Annotated in this window: 24 protein-coding genes and 1 tRNA gene; 11 read left to right on the top strand and 14 right to left on the bottom strand. The window is 71.4% G+C overall.

Translation table 11 applies throughout. The features are described 5' to 3' along the window. The first annotated feature begins 118 nt into the window (after positions 1 to 118). On the top strand, positions 119 to 778 hold the full coding sequence (locus QL987_RS14235) for a hypothetical protein (protein WP_290158251.1): 660 nt from the start codon (positions 119 to 121) through the stop codon (positions 776 to 778). Between the two features lie 44 nt (positions 779 to 822). On the opposite strand, the gene QL987_RS14230 is transcribed toward QL987_RS14235, so the two are convergent. Further along, positions 823 to 2,229, bottom strand: coding sequence for a serine hydrolase domain-containing protein (locus tag QL987_RS14230; RefSeq protein WP_290158250.1), 1,407 nt, complete (start codon positions 2,227 to 2,229; stop codon positions 823 to 825). Positions 2,230 to 2,262: 33 nt separating this feature from the next. Here QL987_RS14230 and QL987_RS14225 point away from each other — a divergent pair, with 33 nt between their 5' ends. Further along, a complete protein-coding gene (locus QL987_RS14225; protein WP_290158248.1) occupies positions 2,263 to 2,916 on the top strand; it encodes an FMN-binding negative transcriptional regulator in 654 nt (217 codons plus the stop codon). After that, complete coding sequence (locus tag QL987_RS14220; RefSeq protein WP_290158246.1) at positions 2,913 to 4,409, top strand: amidohydrolase family protein; 1,497 nt, start codon at positions 2,913 to 2,915, stop codon at positions 4,407 to 4,409. The genes QL987_RS14225 and QL987_RS14220 overlap by 4 nt, the downstream gene beginning before the upstream one ends. Before the next feature lie 7 nt (positions 4,410 to 4,416). On the opposite strand, the gene QL987_RS14215 is transcribed toward QL987_RS14220, so the two are convergent. The 3 genes from QL987_RS14215 to QL987_RS14205 form a co-directional block, all read right to left on the bottom strand. Then, the gene (locus QL987_RS14215; protein WP_111075955.1) at positions 4,417 to 5,346 is read right to left on the bottom strand and encodes a DNA-formamidopyrimidine glycosylase family protein; all 930 of its coding nucleotides are present in this window, start codon (positions 5,344 to 5,346) and stop codon (positions 4,417 to 4,419) included. A 51-nt stretch (positions 5,347 to 5,397) separates the two neighbouring features. After that, positions 5,398 to 5,886, bottom strand: a complete 489-nt coding sequence (locus QL987_RS14210; protein WP_290158245.1) for a ribose-5-phosphate isomerase — start codon at positions 5,884 to 5,886, stop codon at positions 5,398 to 5,400. 101 nt (positions 5,887 to 5,987) lie between these two features. Continuing rightward, complete coding sequence (locus QL987_RS14205) at positions 5,988 to 6,662, bottom strand: XRE family transcriptional regulator (RefSeq protein ID WP_290158243.1); 675 nt, start codon at positions 6,660 to 6,662, stop codon at positions 5,988 to 5,990. Here QL987_RS14205 and QL987_RS14200 point away from each other — a divergent pair. Continuing rightward, positions 6,661 to 7,179: a GNAT family N-acetyltransferase gene (locus QL987_RS14200; protein WP_290158242.1), complete on the top strand. Its 519-nt coding sequence runs from the start codon at positions 6,661 to 6,663 to the stop codon at positions 7,177 to 7,179. The two genes, QL987_RS14205 and QL987_RS14200, sit on opposite strands and share 2 nt — an antisense overlap. Before the next feature lie 154 nt (positions 7,180 to 7,333). Here the strand turns inward: QL987_RS14200 and QL987_RS14195 are convergent, their stop codons facing one another. Continuing rightward, the gene (locus tag QL987_RS14195; protein WP_290158240.1) at positions 7,334 to 7,981 is read right to left on the bottom strand and encodes a DsbA family protein; all 648 of its coding nucleotides are present in this window, start codon (positions 7,979 to 7,981) and stop codon (positions 7,334 to 7,336) included. Positions 7,982 to 8,105: 124 nt separating this feature from the next. Here QL987_RS14195 and pepN point away from each other — a divergent pair, with 124 nt between their 5' ends. From pepN to QL987_RS14180, 3 genes are all read left to right on the top strand, one after another. Continuing rightward, a complete protein-coding gene (pepN, locus tag QL987_RS14190; RefSeq protein WP_290158238.1) occupies positions 8,106 to 10,685 on the top strand; it encodes an aminopeptidase N in 2,580 nt (859 codons plus the stop codon). A gap of 77 nt (positions 10,686 to 10,762) precedes the next feature. Continuing rightward, complete coding sequence (locus tag QL987_RS14185; protein WP_290158236.1) at positions 10,763 to 11,833, top strand: mechanosensitive ion channel domain-containing protein; 1,071 nt, start codon at positions 10,763 to 10,765, stop codon at positions 11,831 to 11,833. Further along, positions 11,830 to 12,354: a globin gene (locus QL987_RS14180; RefSeq protein ID WP_356841801.1), complete on the top strand. Its 525-nt coding sequence runs from the start codon at positions 11,830 to 11,832 to the stop codon at positions 12,352 to 12,354. The genes QL987_RS14185 and QL987_RS14180 overlap by 4 nt, the downstream gene beginning before the upstream one ends. Positions 12,355 to 12,585: 231 nt before the next feature. Here the strand turns inward: QL987_RS14180 and QL987_RS14175 are convergent, their stop codons facing one another. Both QL987_RS14175 and QL987_RS14170 read right to left on the bottom strand, forming a co-directional pair. Further along, entirely contained in the window at positions 12,586 to 13,482 is an 897-nt protein-coding gene (locus QL987_RS14175; protein ID WP_290158235.1) for an NAD-dependent epimerase/dehydratase family protein, read from the bottom strand. A 60-nt stretch (positions 13,483 to 13,542) separates the two neighbouring features. Continuing rightward, positions 13,543 to 14,244 (bottom strand): hypothetical protein, encoded by a 702-nt coding sequence (locus tag QL987_RS14170; protein WP_290158234.1) that lies wholly within the window; start codon positions 14,242 to 14,244, stop codon positions 13,543 to 13,545. Between the two features lie 116 nt (positions 14,245 to 14,360). Between QL987_RS14170 and QL987_RS14165 the strand changes: the two genes are divergently transcribed. Further along, entirely contained in the window at positions 14,361 to 15,224 is an 864-nt protein-coding gene (locus QL987_RS14165; protein WP_290158232.1) for an acyl-CoA thioesterase II, read from the top strand. 141 nt (positions 15,225 to 15,365) lie between these two features. Here QL987_RS14165 and QL987_RS14160 read toward each other — a convergent pair whose 3' ends face one another. The 5 genes from QL987_RS14160 to msrA all read right to left on the bottom strand — a co-directional run bounded on the left by QL987_RS14160 (position 15,366) and on the right by msrA (position 19,096). Further along, complete coding sequence (locus tag QL987_RS14160) at positions 15,366 to 15,848, bottom strand: thioesterase family protein (RefSeq protein WP_290158230.1); 483 nt, start codon at positions 15,846 to 15,848, stop codon at positions 15,366 to 15,368. Positions 15,849 to 15,853: 5 nt separating this feature from the next. Then, positions 15,854 to 17,539: an energy-dependent translational throttle protein EttA gene (ettA, locus tag QL987_RS14155; RefSeq protein WP_290158228.1), complete on the bottom strand. Its 1,686-nt coding sequence runs from the start codon at positions 17,537 to 17,539 to the stop codon at positions 15,854 to 15,856. Between the two features lie 52 nt (positions 17,540 to 17,591). Continuing rightward, entirely contained in the window at positions 17,592 to 18,173 is a 582-nt protein-coding gene (locus QL987_RS14150) for a single-stranded DNA-binding protein (RefSeq protein ID WP_290158227.1), read from the bottom strand. 113 nt (positions 18,174 to 18,286) lie between these two features. After that, positions 18,287 to 18,529, bottom strand: a complete 243-nt coding sequence (locus QL987_RS14145) for a methyltransferase (RefSeq protein WP_290158225.1) — start codon at positions 18,527 to 18,529, stop codon at positions 18,287 to 18,289. Between the two features lie 39 nt (positions 18,530 to 18,568). Continuing rightward, positions 18,569 to 19,096, bottom strand: coding sequence for a peptide-methionine (S)-S-oxide reductase MsrA (gene msrA / locus QL987_RS14140; RefSeq protein WP_290158223.1), 528 nt, complete (start codon positions 19,094 to 19,096; stop codon positions 18,569 to 18,571). A 158-nt stretch (positions 19,097 to 19,254) separates the two neighbouring features. On the opposite strand from msrA, the gene QL987_RS14135 reads away from it, so the two are divergent. Both QL987_RS14135 and QL987_RS14130 read left to right on the top strand, forming a co-directional pair. Then, a complete protein-coding gene (locus QL987_RS14135; RefSeq protein WP_290158221.1) occupies positions 19,255 to 19,521 on the top strand; it encodes a hypothetical protein in 267 nt (88 codons plus the stop codon). A gap of 92 nt (positions 19,522 to 19,613) precedes the next feature. Further along, positions 19,614 to 20,897: a hypothetical protein gene (locus tag QL987_RS14130; protein WP_290158220.1), complete on the top strand. Its 1,284-nt coding sequence runs from the start codon at positions 19,614 to 19,616 to the stop codon at positions 20,895 to 20,897. A gap of 62 nt (positions 20,898 to 20,959) precedes the next feature. Here the strand turns inward: QL987_RS14130 and QL987_RS14125 are convergent. Then, positions 20,960 to 21,032: transfer RNA gene (locus tag QL987_RS14125), tRNA-Arg, on the bottom strand. 14 nt (positions 21,033 to 21,046) lie between these two features. After that, the gene (locus QL987_RS14120) at positions 21,047 to 21,607 is read right to left on the bottom strand and encodes an AAA family ATPase (protein WP_290158219.1); all 561 of its coding nucleotides are present in this window, start codon (positions 21,605 to 21,607) and stop codon (positions 21,047 to 21,049) included. A 275-nt stretch (positions 21,608 to 21,882) separates the two neighbouring features. Here QL987_RS14120 and QL987_RS14115 point away from each other — a divergent pair. Next, positions 21,883 to 22,471 (top strand): acylneuraminate cytidylyltransferase family protein (locus QL987_RS14115; protein ID WP_290158218.1); only part of this gene is annotated, 589 nt, incomplete at its 3' end.

Below are 22,471 nucleotides of genomic sequence, written 5' to 3'. Positions count from 1 at the left end.
CTCCGCCACCCTCTGGTCGCAGCAGCCGGTGATGTGTAGAGTGCCGACACTGCACCGACACTGCACCGACCCAGCACGACGCAGCTCAGTACGACGCAGGACAGCACGAGGGGGAACCATGCACGACACCACGCGCGACCGACTGACGGCACTCGCCGCGGTCGTCGCCGCACTCGTCCCGGCGCTCGCCGTCGTGTCCGACTGGCTGCAGTTCGCCCTCGACCTGCAGGAGGACCAGTACGTGGTCGGCTTCCGGACCGTGCTGGCCGTCGGCATCGTCGCCGCCGCCCTGGTGGCGGTCCGGGCCCTCCGCGGTCAGGACCGCGTCCTGCTCGGGTTCGCCCTCGCCGTGCTCACCTGGTCGCTCGCCGGGTTCGTGCCCAGCAGCGCGTGGCCCGTGGGCACCGTGCTGTTCATCGCGGCTCGGGCGCTGCTCTTCGTCTTCGGGGTCCTGCTCGTGCTGCGCACCAGGGCCGACACCGCAGCCGGAGCTGGCACCAGCACCACCAGCACGGGTCCGGCTGGCGGGCGGGTGCACCGCGTGGCTGCCTGGGCCGTGCTCGTCGGTGCCGGCGTGTGGCTCGCGTGGACGGTCGTCGAACCGGTCCTCTTCACGCTCTGGATCCCGCCGCAGGACGCGCTCACCGGGCTGTTCGCGATCCCGCAGGTCGGCCAGTTCGTGGCGTTCGTCGGCGCCGTGCTGGTGTTCGCGCCGCCGCTGGTCCGCCCGGTCCGCGACGGTGCCCGACGGCTGTGGGAGACGGCCGACGTCCGCTGACGCCGACCGCCCCGCCCACTCCGGCAGACCGGTGGACCCGGGGCTCAGACGAGCGCCGCGGCGACCTCGGGCGACTCCGCCGGCACCGACCACGGGCGCTGCGTCATGCCGCTGTCGCCCCGGACCGACACGATCGCGCCGGAGTCGTCACGGGTGAACACGATGTCCTCGTCGATCGACCCGAACCGGTTCCCCGACGCCATCCACAGCGTGTCGGCGTCGACGACGTCCAGGCGCACCGGCGACTCGGTCGGCACGGGCTGCGTCGGGTCGATCGCCAGCAGCCGGTCCCCGACGCGGGCGATGTCGGTGATGCCCTCGAACGTGGTGAAGCGTCCGGTGTAGCGGTCGGTGTCGACGTCGGCCGGCACGGGTGTGCCGGGGGCCTGCTCGTCCGCGGCGGCGTCGAGCAGGTGCACGATGCCGTACGCCAGCATCGTCGCCGGACCCGTGGCGCTGCTCGTCAGGACCGACACGACCAGCGAGGACGCGGGGTCGAAGACGGACTGCGTGATCTGCCCGGGGAACCCGCCGGAGTGGCCACGGACCTCCCGGCCGTTGATCCGGTCGACGATGAACCCGGCGCCGTAGCCGCGCGCGGCGGGGTCGCTGTCCAGGGCGCTCCACGCCTTCCGCTGGGCCAGGCGCTTGGCGTGGTCGGAGAGCAGCGAGCCTCGGCCGGGAACGTGTGCGGAGAAGTACCGGACCAGGTCCGAGGCGGTGCCGTGGAACCCGGTGGCCGCGGCGAGCGCCCCGGTCGTCACGTGCGGGACCCGCTGCCGGGTGCGGGCGGTGTGCAGGCCGGTGTAGCCGACGACGTACTCGTCCTCGCGCGCCGGGTCGAACTCGGCGCCGGTGCCGGTGAGGCCGAGCGGCTCGGTGATCGCCGTGCGGACGTGCTCGGCGTAGCCCGTGCCGGTGACCGCCTCGATGACCAGGCCGAGCAGGCCGTAGCCCAGGTTCGAGTAGTTGAACGCCGACCCGACGGGAACCTTCGCGCCACCCGCGACGACGAGGGCGATCAGTTCGTCGGCGTCCGGGAACGGGTGTGCCAGCGCCCAGTAGTCACCGTCGGCGCCGTCGCGGACGACCCCGGCACCCATCTCCATGAGCTCACGGACCGTGGCGTCGGCGATCGGCGACCCGGCCTCGACCAGGGCGGGGACGAACGTGCCGACGGTGTCGTCGAGGCGCAGGGCACCCTGGTCGGCGAGCTGGAGCAGAGCGGTGGCCGTGAAGGTCTTCGAGTGCGAGGCGATCCGGAACAGGTCGCTGTTCGTCAGGCGACGGCCGGCCTCGACGTCCGCGTAGCCGAACGCGTCGGCGAACAGCTCCTGGCCCTCGAACCCGACGGCGACCTGGACGCCCGGCAACCGCAGCTGCCACACCTTGTAGGCGATCCACTCACGGACGTAGGGCAGGACGGACTCGTAGGCAGCGCGCTTCTCCATGCCGGACAGCCTGGCATGTGCCACGCTCGTCGCATGCGGCACACACCCTCCTTCGTGATGACCGAGGTCGACGAGGTCCGACGGCTCATCGACGGGAACCCCTGGGCGACGATCGTGTCGCACACGGCCGCGGGGCTGGTGGCGTCGCACTACCCGTTCCTGCTCGAACCGAGCGCCGACGACGAACTCGTCCTGGTCTCCCACGTCGGCCGTCCGGACGAGGTCGCGCACGAGCTCGGGCAGCACGAGGTCCTGGTCGTCGTGCAGGGCCCGCACGGCTACGTCTCCCCCGCCTGGTACCCGCCGGAGCAGTTCGTGCCGACCTGGAACCACACCACCGCGCACCTGTGGGGCACGCCGGAGATCCTGTCCGACGACGAGAACTTCCGGGTCCTCGGTGACCTGGTCGACCACTTCGAGCGGGCGATGCCGTCCCCGGTGTCGCTCGACGTCGACGAGGACACCGCCCGCCGCATCGCCCGCGGCACCGTCGGCATCCGGCTACGGGTCACCCGGTTCGACGCGCGTGCGAAGCTCAGCCAGAACAAGGCACCCGAGGTCGTCGACCGGGTGATCGCGGGCCTCCGTGCCGACGGGCCGTACGCGGCGCCGGCACTGGCGGACGAGATGGAGCGGGTGCGGACACGCTCCGTGGACGTGCGCGCCGACGGGCGGGAGGCACGGTGACGGTCGTCCTGCTCCGCACCGTCCGCCGGGTGGGGACGTCCGGCGCCCCCGCCGACGTGCTCGTCGTCGACGGACGGATCGCCGCGATCGGGCCCGCCGGGACGGTCGACGTACCGCGCGCCGCAGACGTCCCGCCCGGCACGGTGCTCGACGTCGAGGTCGTCGAGGCCGACGGCGCCTGGCTCGGCCCCGGCCTCCGCGACCACCACGTGCACTTCGACCAGTGGGCGCTCATGCGGCAGCGTGTCGACGTCCAGGACTGCACCTCCGCCGAGGAGACCGCCGACCGCCTCGCCGACGCGGCCCGGACCGCGCTGCCGGACCACGTCCTCGTCGGTCACGGCTACCGGGACGGGCTCTGGCCCGCACCCGCACGACGCGAGTTGCTGGACCGAGCCGCCGCGGGCCTCCCGGTCGTCGTCGTGGCCGCGGACCTGCACGCCGTCTGGTGCAACACGCGTGCCCTCGCGCACTTCGCCGGTCTGCTCGGCCGCGCCCTGCCCGCCGGGGCGGACGGCGTCCTCCGCGAACAGGACGCGTTCGACGTCACCGGCGCACTGTCCCGCGTCCCCGACGAGCTGCTCGACGCCGCCGTCGAGGAAGCCGTCGACGCCGCCGCCCAGCGCGGGGTGACCGGTGTCGTCGACCTCGAGATGGTCTTCGGACTCGACCGGTGGGCGCGCCGGATCGCCGCCGGCACGGACGGCATCCGCGTCGCCTCCGGGGTCTACCCGGGCGAACTCGACGACGTGGTGGCCCGCGGCCTCCGCACCGGCGACGTCGTCCCGGGCACCCGTGGGCTGCTGACGATGGGGCCGTTCAAGGTGATCACCGACGGATCCCTCGGCACCCGGACCGCCGCCACCTCGGACGGCGCGGGGCTCCTCACCTGGACCCCCGAGGACCTGGTCCCCGTCCTCCGCCGTGCCGTCGCCGCCGGACTGGTCCCCGCCGTGCACGCCATCGGCGACCGCGCCGTCACGCTCGCCCTCGACGCGTTCGAGACCGTCGGCACCCGCGGCACGATCGAGCACGCCCAACTGCTGCTGCCCGAGGACGTCCCCCGGTTCGCGCAGCTCGGGGTCGTCGCCTCGGTGCAGCCCGAGCACGCGATGGACGACCGCGACATCGCCGACCACCACTGGGCGGGCCGCACCGACCGGGCGTTCCCGTTCGCGTCCCTCGAGCGCGCCGGAGCCCGGATGCAGCTCGGCTCGGACGCCCCCGTCGCGCCGCTCGACCCGTGGGTGGCGCTCGCCGCCGCCGTCGGGCGGGACCGCGACGGCCGCAGCCCGTGGCACCCGGAGCAGCGGATGTCGGCGCTCGCCGCGTGGCGGGGCAGCACCGACGGGCGCGTCGGCGTCGCCGTCGGTGACGTCGCCGACCTGGTCCTGGTGCCGTCCGACCCGCTCACGGCGACGTCGGCCGCGCTCCGCACGATGCCGGTCCTGGCCACGGCCGTCGCCGGCCGCTGGACCCACCGCGCGCTGTAGGTCCTGGCTACTTCTGGTCCTTCGGGCACCAGTAGAGCTTGCGGCCGGCCATGTCGGCGATCCGGATCTCGGTGCCGCAGACCCGGCAGGGCTCCCCCTGGCGGTGGTAGACCCAGTGGCGGTCCTTGCGGGAGCGCAGGGCCTTCTTGTGGTCGGCGTCGGACAGCCCGTCCATCGTCAGCATCAGGCCGTCGCGGACGCCGTCGTGCAGCAGCTTCGACCAGTCCGCCCAGAGCGCCTTCGCCTGCTTGACGGTGATCTTCTTCCCCACCTTGTACGGGTCGAGGCGCTGCCGGAACAGCAGCTCCGCGCGGTAGATGTTGCCGATGCCGCTCACCACGGACTGGTCCATCAGCAGCTGCCCGATCGCCACGTTGCGCTTCCGGACGTTCTCGACGAAGACCTTCTCGGCCTCGGGACCGTCGTCGTTCATCGGGTCCGGACCGAGCTTGTCGAGCGCACGCTGCACGCCGGCCGGGTCCTCGACGACACAGGCGGTCGGCCCGCGGAGGTCGGCGACGGTGTCCTCGGTGAGCAGCCGCACACGCACCTGGCCGACCGGGTCCGGCGGGAACGCCTCGATCGGGTCCTCGTTCTTCTCCTGTTCGGCCATCCGGTAGCGGGCGAGCCGCGGGGCACCGATCGAGGACAGCGACTCCTCGCGGTCGTCGTCGTCCGACAGCGCCTCGGCCGTGGAGATCACGCCGGCGAAGTCCCATGCGCCGTACAGGCCCAGGTGCACCCGGAGGAACAGGTCGTCCTCGAACTCCAGGAACATCTGCTTGCCGACGGCCCGGGAGGCGATCAACTGCTTGCCGTCCAGCTGTGCGGCCCCCGCGGCGAACCGGCCCTGGGGGCTGGACACCTCGCAGCGCTTGCCGACGAAGTGGCGGGTGAACTGGTTGGCGATCCTGTGGACGGAGTGACCCTCGGGCATGGATCCAGTTCTACCCGGTACCGCTGACGGGTCGTGTCCCCCGACCGGCTCCTACGCGTCGACCTGCTTGCCGGCGATCGTGCCGGTCTGCTCGTACTCGGCGAGCTGCGCGATGCGGCGGGCGTGCCGTTCCTCGCCCGAGAACGGCTCGGCGATGAACAGGTCGACGAAGCGGATGGCCTCTTCCTCGGTGTGCTGGCGCGCCCCGATCGAGATGACGTTCGCGTCGTTGTGCTGGCGGGCGAGGACCGCGGTCGACTCGTTCCACACCAGCGCGGCCCGGACGCCCTCGACCTTGTTCGCGGCGATCTGCTCCCCGTTGCCCGACCCACCGAAGACGACACCGAGCGCCTGGACGCCGGCACGCTGGTCCTGCACCACGGCGTGCGCGGCGTTGATGCAGAACGAGGGGTAGTCGTCGAGCGGCTCGTACGCGGTCGGACCGTGGTCGACGACCTCGTGTCCAGCTCCGGTCAGGTGCGTGGCGAGGGTCTTGGTGAACTCGAGGCCGGCGTGGTCCGTTCCGAGGTGGATGCGCATGGACCGATCCTATTCCCGCGTCCGCAGCGGCCGGACCGGTCCGACGACCCGGCCGACGGGCGGACGGGAGGCGCGGTGCCGGACCCGGGGCGGGCCTCCCGTCAGCGCTGCCGCACCACGACGACGACGTACCGGCACGGCTCGTCGCCGGCGTTGCGGTACACGACGTCGGCGGGCTCGCCGAGCTCGATCCGGTCGCCCGCACCGAGTCGCGTCGTGGCCTCGCCGACCTGCAGTTCGAGGGTGCCGTCGACGACCCAGATGCAGTGCCGCAGGAAGGCGTAGGCACTGGCGGGGTAGGCGACCTCGCGGCCGGCGGGCAGGCGGACCTCGGTGACGTCGGCGGGGAAGTCCGCGCTCGACAGGGGACGGCGGCGGTACCCGGTCTCCGGGTCGGTCCACGAGTCGGCCGAGGCGGCGCGCTGGATCCCACGGGCCTCGTCCGGATCGCTGGCGCGGGGCACCTCGTGCTCGAGGGCGTCGTCGAGGAGCTGCGAGACGGTGAGGCCGAACGCTCCGGAGAGACGGCCGAGGATCGTCGCGGTCGGGCTCGAGATGCCCCGCTCCACGCGGTTGATCATGGCGCGGGAGACGCCGGACTCCTCAGCGAGCTCGGTGAGGCTCCAGCGGCGCTCGGTGCGGAGGCGCTGCAGGCGCTGCCCCAGGCGGCGCTGGTCGGCGTCGTCGGGGTGTTCCGGACCGCCGCGTTCCGCATCAGGGTGATCCGCGTCGGGGGTTGCACCCGCGCCCTCCGGCTCGTCTACGATGTGAGACATGGCGACAGCATATGCGACGGATGCCGTCAGCGTCCGCGACTGCACCCCGGCCGACCTCGACGTCGTGCACGCACTCCACGTCGACGCGGTCCTGCACTCGACCGCGATCTGGCAGGAGGTCCCGCACCCCCGCGCCTGGTTCGACACCTGGCTCGCCGAGCGGCAGGGCGACGGCTGGCCGGTCCTCGTCGCCGAGGTGGACGGGGTCGTCGCGGGCTACGCCACCTACTCCCAGTGGCGGCCGCAGCAGGGCTACCGGCTGACCGTCGAGCACAGCGTCTACGTCGTCGAGTCGTTCCGCGGACGGGGCATCGCCTCGACGCTGATGGCAGCGCTCGTCGCCCGGGCCACCGCCGAGGGGCGGCACGTCATGATCGCCGGCATCTGCAGCGCCAACACCGGGTCGATCGCACTGCACGAACGGCTCGGCTTCACGACCGTCGCCGTCGTGCCCGAGGTCGGTCGCAAGGCCGACCGGTGGCTCGATCTGACCCTGATGCGGTTGCCGCTCGGCTGAGCCGGGCCGGCCCGCCGGGCCCCGCCCGGCCCGCCCGGCCGGGGCCGAGCCTCGGCCCAGCGGGCACTCTGCGGCGTCGTGGAGGCGCGCGGTGTCCGCGGAGCCGAGGCTCGGCGAGCGCAGGCTGCGTGGCGGGGCCGGGCCGCGCCTCCCGTCAGTCGACCGTGTCGAAGACCGGGCCGGTCGTGCGCGAGCGCTTGAGCTCGAAGAAGCCCGGGTAGCGGGCCGCGGCGACGACGCCGTCCCAGAGGTCGAGCGCCTGCTGGCCCTTCGGCGCCGGGGAGATGACCGGCCCGAAGAAGGCGACGCCGTCGACGGCGATGACGGGCGTGCCGACGTCCTGGCCGACCCGCTCGATGCCGTCGCGGTGGCTCTCGCGCATCGCGGCGTCGGTCTCGTCGGTCCACGCGGCATCGGCGAGGTCGGCCTCCAGGCCGAGTTGCTCGAGCACGGCCGGCACGACCTGCTCGGGGTCCTTCTGCTGGCGGTGGTGGATCTGCTCGCCGAGGGCGTCGTAGAGACGCTTCACGACGTCCCGGCCGTGGCGGGCCTTCGCGGCCGTCACCAGACGCGAGTACACCTGGTTGCGCTCCATCGCCTCGCGGTACTCGGCGGGCATGTCCTCGTTGTGCTCGTTGAGGACGAACAGGCTCATCACGTTCCAGGTGACGTCGAGGTCGCGGTGCTGCGCGACCTCACCCACCCAGCGGCTCGTCATCCACGCCCAGGGGCAGGTCGGGTCGAACCAGAACTCCACAGCAGTCCGGGTCGCATGAGGGTTCTCCACAGTCGTGTCAGTCACGGATCGCAGCGTACGCCCGCTCGCTAGGCTGGTCACGAGCCGTCCCGCCGACGCACGACGCCGAGCGGGACCCACCGACACGCGGACATCGATCGTCCGCGTCCGCAGCGAAGATGGAGCGTCCGTGCCCGGAGAGAACCTCACCAGAACCGAAGCCCAGGAACGTGCCGGCATCGTCAGCGTCCAGACGTACGACGTCGAACTCGACCTGACCCGCGGTGCCGACAGCTTCGGCAGCACCACCCGCGTGCGCTTCACCGCGACGCCCGGCGCCAGCACGTTCATCGACGCCATCACGAAGACCGTGCACTCGGTCACCCTGAACGGCACGGCGCTCGACGTCGATGCCGTGAACGACGGCGTCCGCATCCAGCTCGCCGACCTGCAGGAGCAGAACGAGCTCGTCGTGGTCGCCGACGCGCTGTACACGAACACCGGCGAAGGCCTGCACCGCTTCGTGGACCCCGTCGACGACGAGGTCTACCTCTACTCACAGTTCGAGGTCCCGGACAGCCGCCGCATGTTCGCGGTGTTCGAGCAGCCCGACCTCAAGGCCGAGTTCCGCTTCACCGTGACCGCACCGGCGCGCTGGCAGGTCGTCTCGAACGCCCCCACGCCCGAGCCGCACGTCGACGGCGACCACGCCACGTGGACGTTCCCGCCGACCGCGAAGATCTCCAGCTACATCACCGCGCTCGTCGCCGGCCCGTACGAGGTCGTCCGCAGCGAGCTCACCAGCCGTGACGGCCGCACCATCCCGCTCGGGGTGTTCGCCAGGAAGTCCCTGGCCGAGTACCTCGACCCGGAGTACGTCTTCGAAATCACCCGCAAGGGCTTCGCGTACTTCGAGGAGAAGTTCGACGTCGCGTACCCGTTCGAGAAGTACGACCAGCTCTTCGTGCCGGAGTTCAACGCGGGCGCCATGGAGAACGCGGGCGCGGTGACCTTCACCGAGACCTACGTGTTCCGCTCGAAGGTCACGGACGCCATCAAGGAGCGCCGGGTCGTCACGATCCTGCACGAACTCGCGCACATGTGGTTCGGCGACCTCGTCACCATGAAGTGGTGGAACGACCTGTGGCTCAACGAGTCCTTCGCCGAGTGGGCGTCGACGATCGCCACGGCCGAGGCCACCGAGTGGACCGAGGCCTGGACGACGTTCCAGGCGATGGAGAAGTCCTGGGCCTACCGGCAGGACCAGCTCCCCTCGACGCACCCGATCGTCGCGACGATCAACGACCTCGAAGACGTGCAGGTCAACTTCGACGGCATCACCTACGCGAAGGGCGGCTCGGTCCTCAAGCAGCTCGTCGCGTGGGTCGGCATCGACGCGTTCTTCGCGGGCGTCTCGGCGTACTTCAAGAAGCACCACCACTCCAACACGGAGCTGGCCGACCTGCTCGTCGAGCTCGAGTCCACCAGCGGCCGTGACCTGTCCGAGTGGTCGAAGCTCTGGCTCGAGACCGCCGGCGTGAACACCCTGCGCCCGGAGATCGAGACCGACGCCGACGGTGTCATCACGTCCTTCGCCGTGCTGCAGGAAGCCCCGGCCGACCACCCGACGCTGCGCCCGCACCGCCTGGCCATCGGCGTGTACTCGTTCACGAACGACGCCTCGGCCCCGTTCGGCGCCGACACCGCGTCCTCCGGCGGCAAGCTCGAGCGGGCACACCGCGTCGAGATCGACGTCGACGGTCCCCGCACCGACGTGCCCGAGCTCGTCGGCGTGCACCGCGGCGACCTCGTGCTGCTCAACGACGACGACCTGGCCTACGCCAAGATCCGCCTCGACGAGCAGTCCCGCCGCACCGCGATCGAGCACCTCGCCGCGATCGCGAACCCGCTCGCCCGCTCGATCGTCTGGGGCGCCGTCTGGGACGCCACGCGCGACGCCGAGTCCCCCGCCAGCGACTACGTGTCCCTGGCACTCGGCAACATCGCGACCGAGACCGAGTCCACGACGATCCGGACCACGCTGTCGCAGCTCCTGCTGACCGCGCGGAACTACGTCGCACCGGCGAAGTCCGACAGCACCGTCCGCACCGTCGGCGACACCCTCTGGCAGCTCGCGTCGTCGGCCGAGTCCGGCTCCGACGCGCAGTTCCAGTTCGTGAAGTTCTTCGCGCAGATCCCGTCGACGCCGGAGCACGTGGCGACGCTGCAGGGCCTGCGCGACGGTTCGGTGACGTTGCAGGGGCTCGAGGTCGACACCGACCTCCGCTGGGAGCTGCTGGAGGGCCTCGTCCTCGCCGGCGCCGCGGGCAACGACGAGATCGACACCGAGCTCGCCGCCGACCGCACGGCCTCCGGCGAGCAGGCCGCCGCGCGTGCCCGGGCGACGATCCCGACCGCCGAGGGCAAGCTGGCGGCGTTCTCGTCCCTCGTGGACAGCGACGACGCACCGAACGCGATCGTCCGCCAGACCACGATCGGGTTCCAGCACGTGAACTCCCCGGTCGTGCTCGAGGGCCTCGTGTCGCGGTACTTCGACGTGATCACCCGCATCTGGGACGAGCGCAGCTACCACATCGCCGACACCGTCGTCACGGGGCTCTACCCCGCACCGCTGGCGTCGACGGAGCTGCGTGACGCGGCCGTGGCGTGGCTCGAGGCACACCCGGAGACGCCGGCCCTGCGCCGCATCGTCACCGAGAACCTCGCGGGCACCGAGCGGGCCCTCCGCGTCCAGGCGGCGGACGTCTGAGCCTGATGTGACCGGCGGCGAGGCCTCGGCGTTCCTCCAGGGACGCCGAGGCCTCGCCGCTTAGCATCGACCGGATCATGCTCTTGGCTGCAGACTCCCCCGACGTCTCGAAGTGGGCGTCGAACACGTTCACCCAGTTCGTCGACACCTGGCACGTCCCGATCACCATCGTCATCGTCCTGCTCGCGGCGGTGATCCTCCGACTCATCCTGCGCCGGACCATCAAGCAGGTCGTCGACCGCATCGTCAACGGCGTCAAGAAGCGGCAGGGCGCGGCGGACACGCAGGCGCTCGTCGCCTCGCCGTTGCAGACCGCCCGGGTCGTCCAGCGCACCCGCACCCTCGGCAGCGTGCTCGAGAACCTGGCGACGGTCGTCGTCGCGGTCATCGCGTTCGCCATCGTCATCTCGACGGTGTTCCCCACCGCCGCCGTCGGCATCGTCGGTGGCGCCTCGGTCGTCGCCGCCGGCCTGGCGGTCGGTGCGCAGAGCATCGTCCGCGACATCCTGTCCGGCATCTTCATGATCCTCGAGGACCAGGCCGGCGTCGGCGACGTCGTCGACACCGGGCAGGCCACCGGCATCGTCGAGAACGTCGGGCTCCGTGTCATGCAGATCCGCGACGTCAACGGGATCCTCTGGTTCGTGCCGAACGGCCAGATCCTCCGTGTCGGCAACCTCTCCCAGGGCTGGTCGCGCGTCCTGGTCGACATCACCGTCCCCTACGACACCGACATCGACGCCGTGCAGGACGCCCTGCTCCACGCAGCCGTCGCCATGTCGCAAGAGCCCCGGTGGCGCCAGCGGATCGTCGAGAAGCCCGAGATCTGGGGGCTGCAGTCGATCACCGACACCGGCATGGTGTTCCGTCTCGTCGTGAAGACCCGCGCCTCCGAACTCGACGTCGTCGGCCGTGAACTCCGGATCCGGCTGAAGCACAGCGTCGACGAACTCGGCGTGACCCTCCCCGCGATGTCGATGATCATGCCCGCCGGGTGGGAGAACGCCACGTCGGTGAACGGCCTGCGCCCGGTGCGGACCGCCCCCGTTCCAGCGCCGACCAGGTCACGCAGCGCCCGGCGGAACGTCTTCGGGCGCCCAATCCGCACCGGGGACGAACCCAGCACCGACCACGAGGACTCGCCATGACCGGACCGTCACTGCCCATCGGCCCGCCGGCCGGTGAGCCCGGGACCGGTGGGTCTGGCCTCGGCGGCGTTGCCGGTGGCGCGGGCGCTGGCGGTGTGCCCGCGCAGCCCGTCACGCTCCGCGTCGGCCTCGGTGGCGCGGCGGCCAGCGGCTCGCTCTTCGACCGCATCGGCGGCGCCCCGACCTTCGACCGCCTGGTGCGCCGCTTCTACGAGGGCGTGCAGCAGGACGAGGTCATCTGGCCGATGTACCCGGCCGAGGACCTCGACGGCGCGATCTGGCGCCTGTCGCAGTTCCTGCAGCAGTACTGGGGCGGACCGTCGACGTACAGCGAGCAGCGCGGGCATCCCCGGTTGCGGATGCGGCACAACCCGTTCCACATCACGCCCGAGGCTCGCGAGCACTGGCTACAGCACATGCACGACGCGGTCGAGTCGCTCGGCCTCGCCCCGCTCGACGAGGCTGAGCTCTGGGGCTACCTGGACCGTGCAGCCCACGCGATGACGAACTCGTTCGACTGACCTCGCCGCTGGCCTGGCTCGTCGGCGTGGTGCGTCGGCGTGATCCGTCCGTCTGGCTGTCGGCCTGACGAGTCGCCCACGATCGGGCGGTCCACGATCAGGCCGCTCGCCGATCGGGCGGGTCCTGACGTTCCGTGAGACGGACGGGAGGCCCATGGCGGATCTGCCACGGGCCTCCAGTCCGTCTCCTCGTCAGTTCCACGCTGGGCGCGGTGACCGGGTCTCGTCGGGTCAGTCGGCGCGGTAGCCGTTCCGGAGTTCCTCGACGAGGGGCGGCCGGGACGGCTGCCAACCGAAGCTGCGGGCGTACGCGCCGGTCGCCGCCTGGTCGAGCAGCAGGGCGTCCGCGAAGTCGGTGCCCAGTCGTGCGCGCGACTCGTCGGCGGACTCGGAGACCACGGACACAGCGGAGCCGGTGTGTCCGTCACTGCCGGGCTGTCCCTCAACACGGGCCTGTCCCTCGACGCCGGCCTGGGCGAGTTCACGGACCGTGGGGTTGTGACCGGACGCCGCGACGAGGTACCCGTCCTGGTCGGCGCGCTCGACGGCGAGGACGTAGAGCTCGGCCAGGTCGTCCACGTGCACCGTCGTCCAGCGCTGCGTGCCGTCACCCACCAGACGGACCGGGGTCGGGGCGTCGCTCGCCGGGACGAACATCGTCGGGATGCCGGCGCCGTTGCCGTACACGATGCCCGGCGCGACGACGGTCGTTCGCACGGCGCTCGTCCGGACGCGAGCCTCGTTCGCTGCCCGCCACGCGGTGAGGGCCGGCGGCGCCACGGGCGACGCCTCGGTGATGGCGCCGGACGCCCCGAAGGTGAAGATGCCGCCGGTGTGGACGAACGGCTTCGCAGTGCCCTCGAGTGCCGTCAGGACGGTCGCGATGAAGTCGGGGTCGACGTCCTCGGCCGAGGCGGTGTGCACGACGGCGTCGGCCTGCTCCGCCAGCCGGGCGACGAGCGCGAGGTCGGTGAGGTCTCCGACGACCGCGGTGGCGCCGGCTTCCTCGGCTCGGGCGGCCTTCTCGTCCGAGCGGAGGACGGCCGTGACGGTGTGGTCATGGGCGATGAGTGCGCGGAGGACGGCGGAGCCGATGTACCCGGACGCACCGGTGAGGAATACGTGCATGCCCCGCAGCCAACCACCGTCATCTGCCGGCGCGCTGGTTGCTCCGGCGACGACGAGGGTCTAGGAGCTCAGGGTCCAGGCGCGACGCTTCACGAGCACGTGCCCGCGGGAGGTGGTGAGGCGACTCCACGGACCGGTCTCGAACAGCCGCACCGGCTCCGTGCCGAGGAACCCGAGGCTCTCCGCAGCGAACCCCGCGCCGGCGGGCAGGTGTTCGACACCGTCGATCGGCCGACCCCACACCTCGGAGCGGACACGCCGGACGATGGACTCGCCGGAACTCGCCGGTACCGCGGCCGCGACCTCGTCGATGCCCTGCCGCGCTGCACGGTGCAGGAGTTCCGCGGACACGTCGGGCAGCGGCGCCCATCCCCCGCGGGGCGGCGAGATCGCTGCCCAGGTGACGGTGTGGACCTCGAGGGGCAGCTCGACCTCGATCGGCGTGGCCCGCGTCGGGTCGGCACTGTCGACGTCCGCGGCGTCCTGCGCCTCGGCGAGCAGACGCAGGCGTTCCTGGAACGAGCGCAGCGGTACGACGACGTCGATGTGCTCCGGCTGGGTCAGCGCGAACGTCCGGAGCCCGAGCACGGTCGGCAGCTCGTCGAGCAGTCCGAGCGGGTACAGGATCGCCGTGTAGACGGCCAGGACGCCGGAGTCGGCGATCAGACGGACCGACCCGTCCTCGATCCGAGCGGCTCGCCCGAGGTAGGTGCGGAGATCGCCGAGCGACGCGGCGTCAGGGAGGGTGAACGAGCTGCTCATGTCGCGTCTGATCCTAGCCGGGGGCGGTTCCGCGCTCGCTGTCCACGGCGTCCCCGTCCGCTCCCCCGACCTCGACGTCCGTGACGACGCCACCGGCCCGTTCGTAGACTGACGGCGTGAACCGCGAACCCGACTTCCTCTCCACGCTGCGACTCGAGGACACCGGGGCCAGCACCCGCGAGACGATCCTGACGGGGGCCAGCCACTGGTCCCCGGGCGGCCGCGTGTTCGGAGGGCAGGTCCTCGCGCAGTGCATCGTCGCCGCCCAGGCCACGATCGAGGGACGGAACATCCACTCCGTCCACGGGTACTTCCTCCGACCCGGCGCAATCGACGTCCCGATCACGTTCGGCGTCGAGCGGATCCACGACGGCCGGTCCTTCGCCACCCGCCGAGCGCAGGCGTACCAGAACGGCGTCCCGATCTTCTCGATGATCGCGTCCTTCCAGACGCCGGACGTCGGCGCCGAACACCAGGACCCGTTCCCCACGGACGTCCCGGACCCGGAGTCGCTGCCATCGGCTGCATCCGTGCTCGCGTCCATCGACCACCCGACCGCGCAGGCCTGGGCGGAACGGTCCATCGACATGCGGCACGTCGCGGGCTCGGTCTACGTCGACGTGCAGGGCGCGCGGGTCGCACACCAGGCGGTGTGGTTCCGCGTCGAACGCGACCTGCCGGACGCCCCAGCCCTGCACCGCGCAGTCCTCGCCTACGCGAGCGACCTGTCGCTCCTCGAGCCGATCATGCGTCGGCACGGGATGGCCTGGGGCACCCCGGGCGTGAAGCTCGCGAGCCTCGACCACGCGATGTGGTGGCACCGCGATGGGCGGGCCGACGAGTGGGTGCTGTACGTGCAGGAGTCGCCGAGCGCACAGGGCGGCCGAGGCCTCGCGCTGGGCAGGATGTTCTCCCGCGACGGGCGGCTGCTGGCCACGGTCGCGCAGGAGGGCATGATGCGCGTCCCCGCGGACGACTGACCCGAACCGGCTCTGGCCCGAGCCGGCTACTGACCGAGGCCGGTGACTGGCCGAAGTCGGTGACTGGCCGAAGTCGGGCGGACGGCGGCCGATGCGGCCCGGCCGCCAGACCGATCAGGGCCGGGCCGGACGAATCACCGGTCAGGGCCGCGAGAACGACACCGGGGGCTCGACGTACTGCTGGCAGGCGGCACGCTCGACGTCGGTGAGGCGCCGCGGCCGGTTGGTCTCCGCATCCACCAGGACGAGCGTCGTGGTGGCGCGCGTGTAGAGCTGAGCCGGCTCGTGGCCGACCGGCGACCAGACCTCGTACGAGATGTCGAGGCTGGCGCCACCGATCCGCCCGATCCACAGCTGGATGTCGAGCGGTCGACGGAAGTACGGCGTCGAGGCGAGGTACTCGAGGCGCTGGGCCGCGATCACCGTCATGGTCCCCGATCCGGGTCGACCGTCGATCACCGGCTCCGGCGCGGACCCCGACTCGTCGACCTCGTCGGGGTCCGGCGCCCAGAACGCCAGCACGCGTGCTTCTTCGAGCAGCCGGAGCATCGCCGAGTTGTTGACGTGCCCGTAGGCGTCGATGTCACTCCAGCGGATGCGGATCGGAGCGTGCAGGCGTGCCACCGGGACTAGTCCCGGGTGAGCTTGCGGTACGTCGCGCGGCCGGGCTTCGCAGCATCGGCCCCGAGGCGCTCGATCTTGTTCTCTTCGTAGGCCTCGAAGTTGCCCTCGAACCAGTACCAGTTCGGCGTGCCGTCCTCGTTCAGGCCTTCCCAGGCGAGGATGTGCGTCGCGATGCGGTCGAGGAACCACCGGTCGTGGGTGATGACCACGGCGCAACCGGGGTACTCGAGCAGTGCGTTCTCGAGGCTGCCCAGCGTCTCGACGTCCAGGTCGTTCGTCGGTTCGTCGAGCAGCAGCAGGTTGCCGCCCTGCTTGAGCGTCAGCGCCAGGTTCAGGCGGTTGCGCTCACCACCGGAGAGGATGCCGGCGCGCTTCTGCTGGTCCGGCCCCTTGAAGCCGAACTGCGAGACGTACGCACGGGACGGGATCTCGGTCTTGCCGACCTGGATGTAGTCGAGTCCGTCGGACACGACCTCCCACAGGTTCTTGTTCGGGTCGATGCCGCCACGGCTCTGGTCGACGTACGAGATGTCGACCGTGTCGCCGATCTTCAGCGTGCCGCCGTCGAGGGGCTCGAGGCCGACGATCGTCTTGAAGAGGGTGGTCTTGCCGACGCCGTTCGGGCCGATCACGCCGACGATGCCGTTGCGCGGGAGCGTGAACGACAGGTCGCCGATGATGACGCGCTCACCGAACTGCTTGTGCAACTTCTCGGCGTCGATGACCTGCGAGCCCAGACGCGGGCCGACGGGGATGACGATCTCCTCGAAGTCGAGCTTGCGGGTGCGCTCGGCTTCGGTGAGCATCTCCTCGTAACGAGCCAGACGGGCCTTGGACTTGGCCTGACGGCCCTTCGTGTTGCTGCGCACCCAGTCGAGCTCGGAGGTCAGACGCTTGGCGAGCTTCGCGTCCTTCTTGCCCTGGACCTCGAGACGAGCGCGCTTCTTCTCGAGGTAGGTCGAGTAGTTGCCCTCGTACGGGTAGAGACGACCACGGTCGACCTCGGCGATCCACTGGGCGACGTGGTCCAGGAAGTACCGGTCGTGGGTCACGGCGAGGACGGCACCGTGGTACTGCTGCAGGTGCTGCTCGAGCCACTGCACGCTCTCGGCGTCCAGGTGGTTGGTGGGCTCGTCGAGCAGCAGCAGGTCGGGCTTCTGCAGCAGGAGCTTGCAGAGTGCGACGCGGCGCTTCTCACCACCGGACAGGTGCGTGACGAGCTCGTCGCTCGGCGGGCACTGGAGCGCGGCCATGGCCTGCTCGAGCTGCGAGTCGAGGTCCCACGCGTCGGCCGCGTCGATCTCTTCCTGCAGGGTGCCCATCTCGGCGAGCAGCGCGTCGAAGTCGGCGTCCGGCTCGGCCATCAGCGCGGAGATCTCGTTGAAGCGTGCGAGCTTCCCGTGGATCTCGCCGACGCCTTCCTGGACGTTCTCGAGGACCGTCTTCGTCTCGTCGAGCTCGGGCTCCTGCATGAGGATGCCGACGGTGAAGCCCGGGGTCAGCTTCGCCTCGCCGTTCGAGGGCTGGTCGAGCCCCGCCATGATCTTCAGGATCGTCGACTTGCCGGCACCGTTCGGCCCGACGACGCCGATCTTGGCGCCGGGCAGGAACGACATCGTGACGTCGTCGAGGATCAGCTTGTCACCGACCGCCTTGCGGGCGCGGACCATCTGGTAGATGTACTCAGCCATATCGCTCCAAGTGTAGTGACGACACCGGGTCCCCGTGGGCGCGGTGTCGAGATCAGGCCGCGTCGAGCCCCATCGGGTGCTCCGGCGGCTCGTCGGCATCGGGGTGCAGCAGTGCGGCGACGGTGTCGTCGGTGCCCTGGTGGTCGTCGGGGTGGGTGTCGTCCGGTGCTGCGTCCACCGGCGGATGCGCGGCGTCCGGGGTGTCGTCGTGGACCTCGCCGGTCTCGTGGTCGACCCGCGGCGACGTCCCGGGAGCAGCGGTCGCCTCGGTCACGTGCCGCGGGAGCCGCATCCAGTTGCTGATCCCCCACGCCAGGTCGTGGCCGATGCCCTCGGCGTCGATCTCGACGCTCGTCCCACCGCGGCCGTCACGCTCCCAGTTCCGGATGCGGAGGCGCCCGGTGACGACCACCCGGTCCCCCTTACTCAGGGACCGGTTGACGTTGGCGGCGAGGGACCGGAAGGCGGTGACGGTGTACCAGTTGGTCGGACCGTTGCCCCAGGTCGACGTCTGGCGGTCCCAGCGGCGGGACGGCGAGGCGAGCCGGAGACTCGTGATGGCGATGCCCGTCTCGGTGACGAGGTGGCGGGGCTCGGTGGCGACGATGCCGCAGACCGTGATCGTGTCGTTCATGCGTCGATCGTCGGCCAGCGCAGACGCCCGCGGGCCGTCGTCGACGACGATGTGGAGAAGAGGCCCCGATCACGCTCCCTGTGCAGGAAGGTGATCGGGGCCTCCAGTCCGGATCAGTGCGCGCGGAACTCGGGCCGGTCCGCGAGCGGACCCATCGCCTTGTGCACCGCGCCCTTGGCGGACTGGAGCGACGGGTAGGTCCCGCCCGGGCCACGTCGCCCGTACAGCTCCACACGGAACCCGTCGGCATCGTGGTGGATGGTGCCCACCGCGCCTGCCGGTCCGACGGCGACCCAGGTCCCCGTCGTCGCGTCCGCGTTCTGCATGGTGTCGTTCGTCATCGTGTCGTTCGTCATCGTGCGACCACCTCCTCGTGGCCCCGACGCCCCGTCGTGTCAGGACGCCAGGATGTACCGACTGTATGCCTTGCGCACCTTGTTGACCTTGGGGAGTGCGACCGCCAGGCAGTAGCCCTGCCCCGGGTTCTTCGCGAAGAAGTCCTGGTGGTGCTCCTCGGCACGGTGGAACTCGCCGAGCTGTTCGAGCGTGGTCACGATCGTGCCGTCCCAGATGTCGGACGCACGCGCGATCGCCTGCTCGAACAGTGCGCGCTGCTCATCGTCCGCCGGGAACATCGCGGAGCGGTACTGGGTGCCGACGTCAGCGCCCTGGCGGTTCAGCTGACGGGGGTCGTGGAGGGTGAAGAACACGTCGAGGACGACCTGCGCCGGCAGGACGGACTCGTCGAACGTGACGGCGACGGCCTCGGCGTGGCCGGTCGTCCCGGTGCACACCTGCTCGTAGGTCGGGTGCGGGTCGCGCCCGCCGACGTAGCCGGACACGACGTCCTGCACGCCCTGCAGCGTGCGGTACACCGCGTCGAGGCACCAGAAACACCCACCTGCGAGCACGAACGTGGTCATGGTCAGGACCTGCCTTCCGGGGCTCGGGAGAGCCGTTGCGAGAACTGTCCTCCACAACGCCGGGAGGCGCGTGCGTGTTCCCCAGGTCGGGCTGCGGCCCGACGACATGTCGGTGGTCGAACGTACCTTCGAGACACACCCCACGACCAGGAGGCCCCATGCAGACGACGACGGACGCCCGGCTCAGCATCCACTCGCCTCGACCGGTGGCCCGGTCCCGCGGGGACCTCCGCATCCTCGACGTGCGCGACGACCTGAGCCGCGTCACGCGGGCCAACGGCGAGATCGTCGGGTACGTGGACCGGGTCGACGTGGCCGGTGGCATCGCGTACCGAGCCCGTCGGTACGTCGCTGCCGAACGCCGCTTCGTCGAGCTCCCCGACGTCTGGGACGCCGACGACGCGGTCGACACCCTCCGCTGGTGATGATGTTCCACATCGGAATCAGATGCGATGGATGTGCGGTTCCTCCGCCTGTCATCCCCAGACCCTGACCGATCCCGACGTATGGTGCGCGCATGCAGTGGTGGAACGACCTGAACGACTGGACCTCGTCCGATGCGGGCTGGCGCGTGTTGTCGGGGGCGATCATCCCCTTCGTCGCGATCGTCGTCGCGGGCATCGTCGCAGCCCTGATCGGCCGCGCGGCGACGAAGCGCGTCGTCGCGCTCCAGGAGCGCGAGGCGAAGAACGCCGCCGTCGCCGGACTCGTGTCCGCCGCGCGGAAGGCCGCGAACTGGGGCTCCCTCGGGCACGACGAACGCTCGTACGCCGACCACCTCGCCGAGGACGCGGACATCCGCCTCCGCCTGCTGCCCGTCGCCGGTGCACCGATCGCGGCGAACTGGGCACAGCACGAGATCGCGGACATCAAGAAGAACTCCTCGACCTTCAGCTTCCAGGCGGAGCAGTCTCTGAGCGAGTTCCGTGACCGCATCCTCGAGTGGCAGGCTCGGCCGGCTCGGGCACGCAAGCTCTTCAAGAGCGATCTCGAGCGCTGGAAGTTCGACTCCCCGGACCCCGACGCCGAGCTCATCAAGCGCCAGCAGGACTGGAACGCGGACAAGGTCGACTCGTCCCGCAGCCCCGAACCGGCGCCCACCCCGACCACGACGTCGCTCCGCCCTGCGCAGCCGACGGTCGCGCCCACCGTGGACACCAGCGCTCGGGCCACTCCGGCCGCCGGAGCCGGTTCCGCGGCCGCCGCTCCCACGCAGGCGTACCCGGACACGAACGCCGCACCGGCCGGACGTCCCGCCGGTCCCTCGTACGGCTCGGACGCCACCGTGCCGATCTCGGACAACGCGACGCGGCCGTACTCCGACGGTGAGACCACCCCGATCCGACCGGCGCTCGGCTCCCCCGCGTTCGGATCGCCGAACCGCGGTTGGTCCGCCTCCCGCAGCTCCGGTGCCGACACGACCGACGCGGACAACGCCGATGCGGTGGACGACGTCCCGGTCGGCTCGGGTCGCCCCAGCTCTGCTGACCGCGCGCCGATCGTCCGCGACGAGCGGAACGGTCGGAACGACCTCCCGGCGTCCTGGACAGCGCGCGGCGCCTCCCGCGACGACGACAGCCGCGACGCTCGCGGCAACGACCGTGGCGACGCTCGCGGCAACGACCGTGGCGACTCTCGCGTCGACGTCGATGCTGCCGGCGGCACCAACACGATGTCGATCCCGACCCGGATCGCCGACGCCCCCGCCGAACCCGCCGATGCGAACGAGACGTCCGAGTCCCCGTACTCGAACCCGGTCAGCGCGAGCGAGCTCCGCCGCCGGTCCGACGACGACGAGTGAGCTGACACCAGCAACACCACGAAGGCCGCCACCCATCGCCGGGTGGCGGCCTTCGTCGTCGGTGCCCCCGGCAGGAATCGAACCCGCGGCACGGTGGGTAGAAACCACCTGCTCTATCCACTGAGCTACGGGGGCGGACGCCGACGATCTTATTCGTTGTGCAGGCAGAGCCGCCCGACGAACCGCTCGATCTCCCGCTGCGACCGAAGGTGGACGACGCGGAGGTGCGGGGTGCCGGCAGCCAGTACGGGTACCCGCTGCCGCATCTCGTTCCGCTTCGCGATACCCCAGCGCAGGATGTGTTCGCTGCGGGTGAAGAACGTCCACAGCGGCGGTTCGACGTTGCCGTTCCACAAGACCGTGCGGTGCAGGCGCCGTCGGATCGTCCGTCGCAGGAGACGGACGAACGCGACGGGCTTCGGCAGGTCGAGCCAGACGAGGGTGTCCGCGCGCTCGACCAAGAGCTGCCGCACCTGTCGGTACTGCCACTCGGAGACCCAGGTCGGAGCCGAGGTCATCTCGTCCACCCGAGCCTCGAAGTCCGGTAGCGCCGTCCACCCGGGCCCGTGGTACATGCCGTCGAGTTCCGTGTGGGGAGCGCCGATCGCCCGCGCGATGCGCTGCGCCGTCGTCGTCTTGCCGACGCCGGCAGTCCCCGCGACGAGGACCCGTCGAGGCGGAGGATCGAGGACGTCGTCGGCGCCGAGCATCCCCCGACCCTAGGACAGGTGCGCTCGCCCGTACCAGCCCGCCCGGCGTGAGCGGGCGGAACACCAGGGCCGGGCGCCACCGCACCCGGGTACTCCGCCCGCTCACGCACCACGCGCCTCCCGGCCCCACCGCACCCGGGTACTCCGCCCACTCACGCACCACGCACCTCCCGGCCAGCCGCGCGGCCAGCCTCCCGCGTCCCCTTCCGGAACGGTTCGCCGCCCGTCTCCCTGCCGTTCCTCTCAGCGTCACCGCCGCTCCCTACGTTTCCCCCATGAGCCCCGAGCCCCGTGTCATCGCGGTGATCCCAGCACGAGCGGGCTCGAAGGGGATCCCGGGCAAGAACCTCCGCCAGGTCGCCGGCCGTTCGCTCATCGCGCGCGCGGTCGCGGCAGCCCTCGCCGCCGAGACGGTGGACGAGGTCGTCGTCAGCACGGACGGCGACGCGATCGCTGCGGAGGCCGTCGCGGCCGGGGCACGGGTCGTCCGGCGTCCGGCAGACCTCGCGGGTGACGAGGCCTCGTCGGAGTCCGCGCTCCTGCACGCACTCGACACGGTCGCGCCTCAGGCGCCGGAGGCAGGCGAGCATCCCGCTCCGGAGGTCCTCCTCTTCCTGCAGGCGACGTCACCGTTCATCGACCCCGCCGACCTCGACCGGGCCGTCGGGCGTGTCCTCGAGGGTGCGGCCGACTCCGTGCTCGCCGCTGCACCCTCGCACGCCTTCCTCTGGCGCCTCGCCGAGGACGGCTCAGCCGTCGCGGTCAACCACGACGCCGCCACGCGCCCGCGCCGCCAGGACCGGGCACCGGAGTACCGCGAGACCGGCGCCTTCTACGCGGTCCGCGTCGCCGCCTTCCGGGAGG

Source organism: Curtobacterium sp. APC 4022 (genome assembly GCF_030407555.1).
GTDB lineage: Bacteria > Actinomycetota > Actinomycetes > Actinomycetales > Microbacteriaceae > Curtobacterium.
The sequence above is the reverse complement of the archived record's forward strand: the minus strand, read 5'-3'. Positions and strand labels throughout refer to the sequence as shown.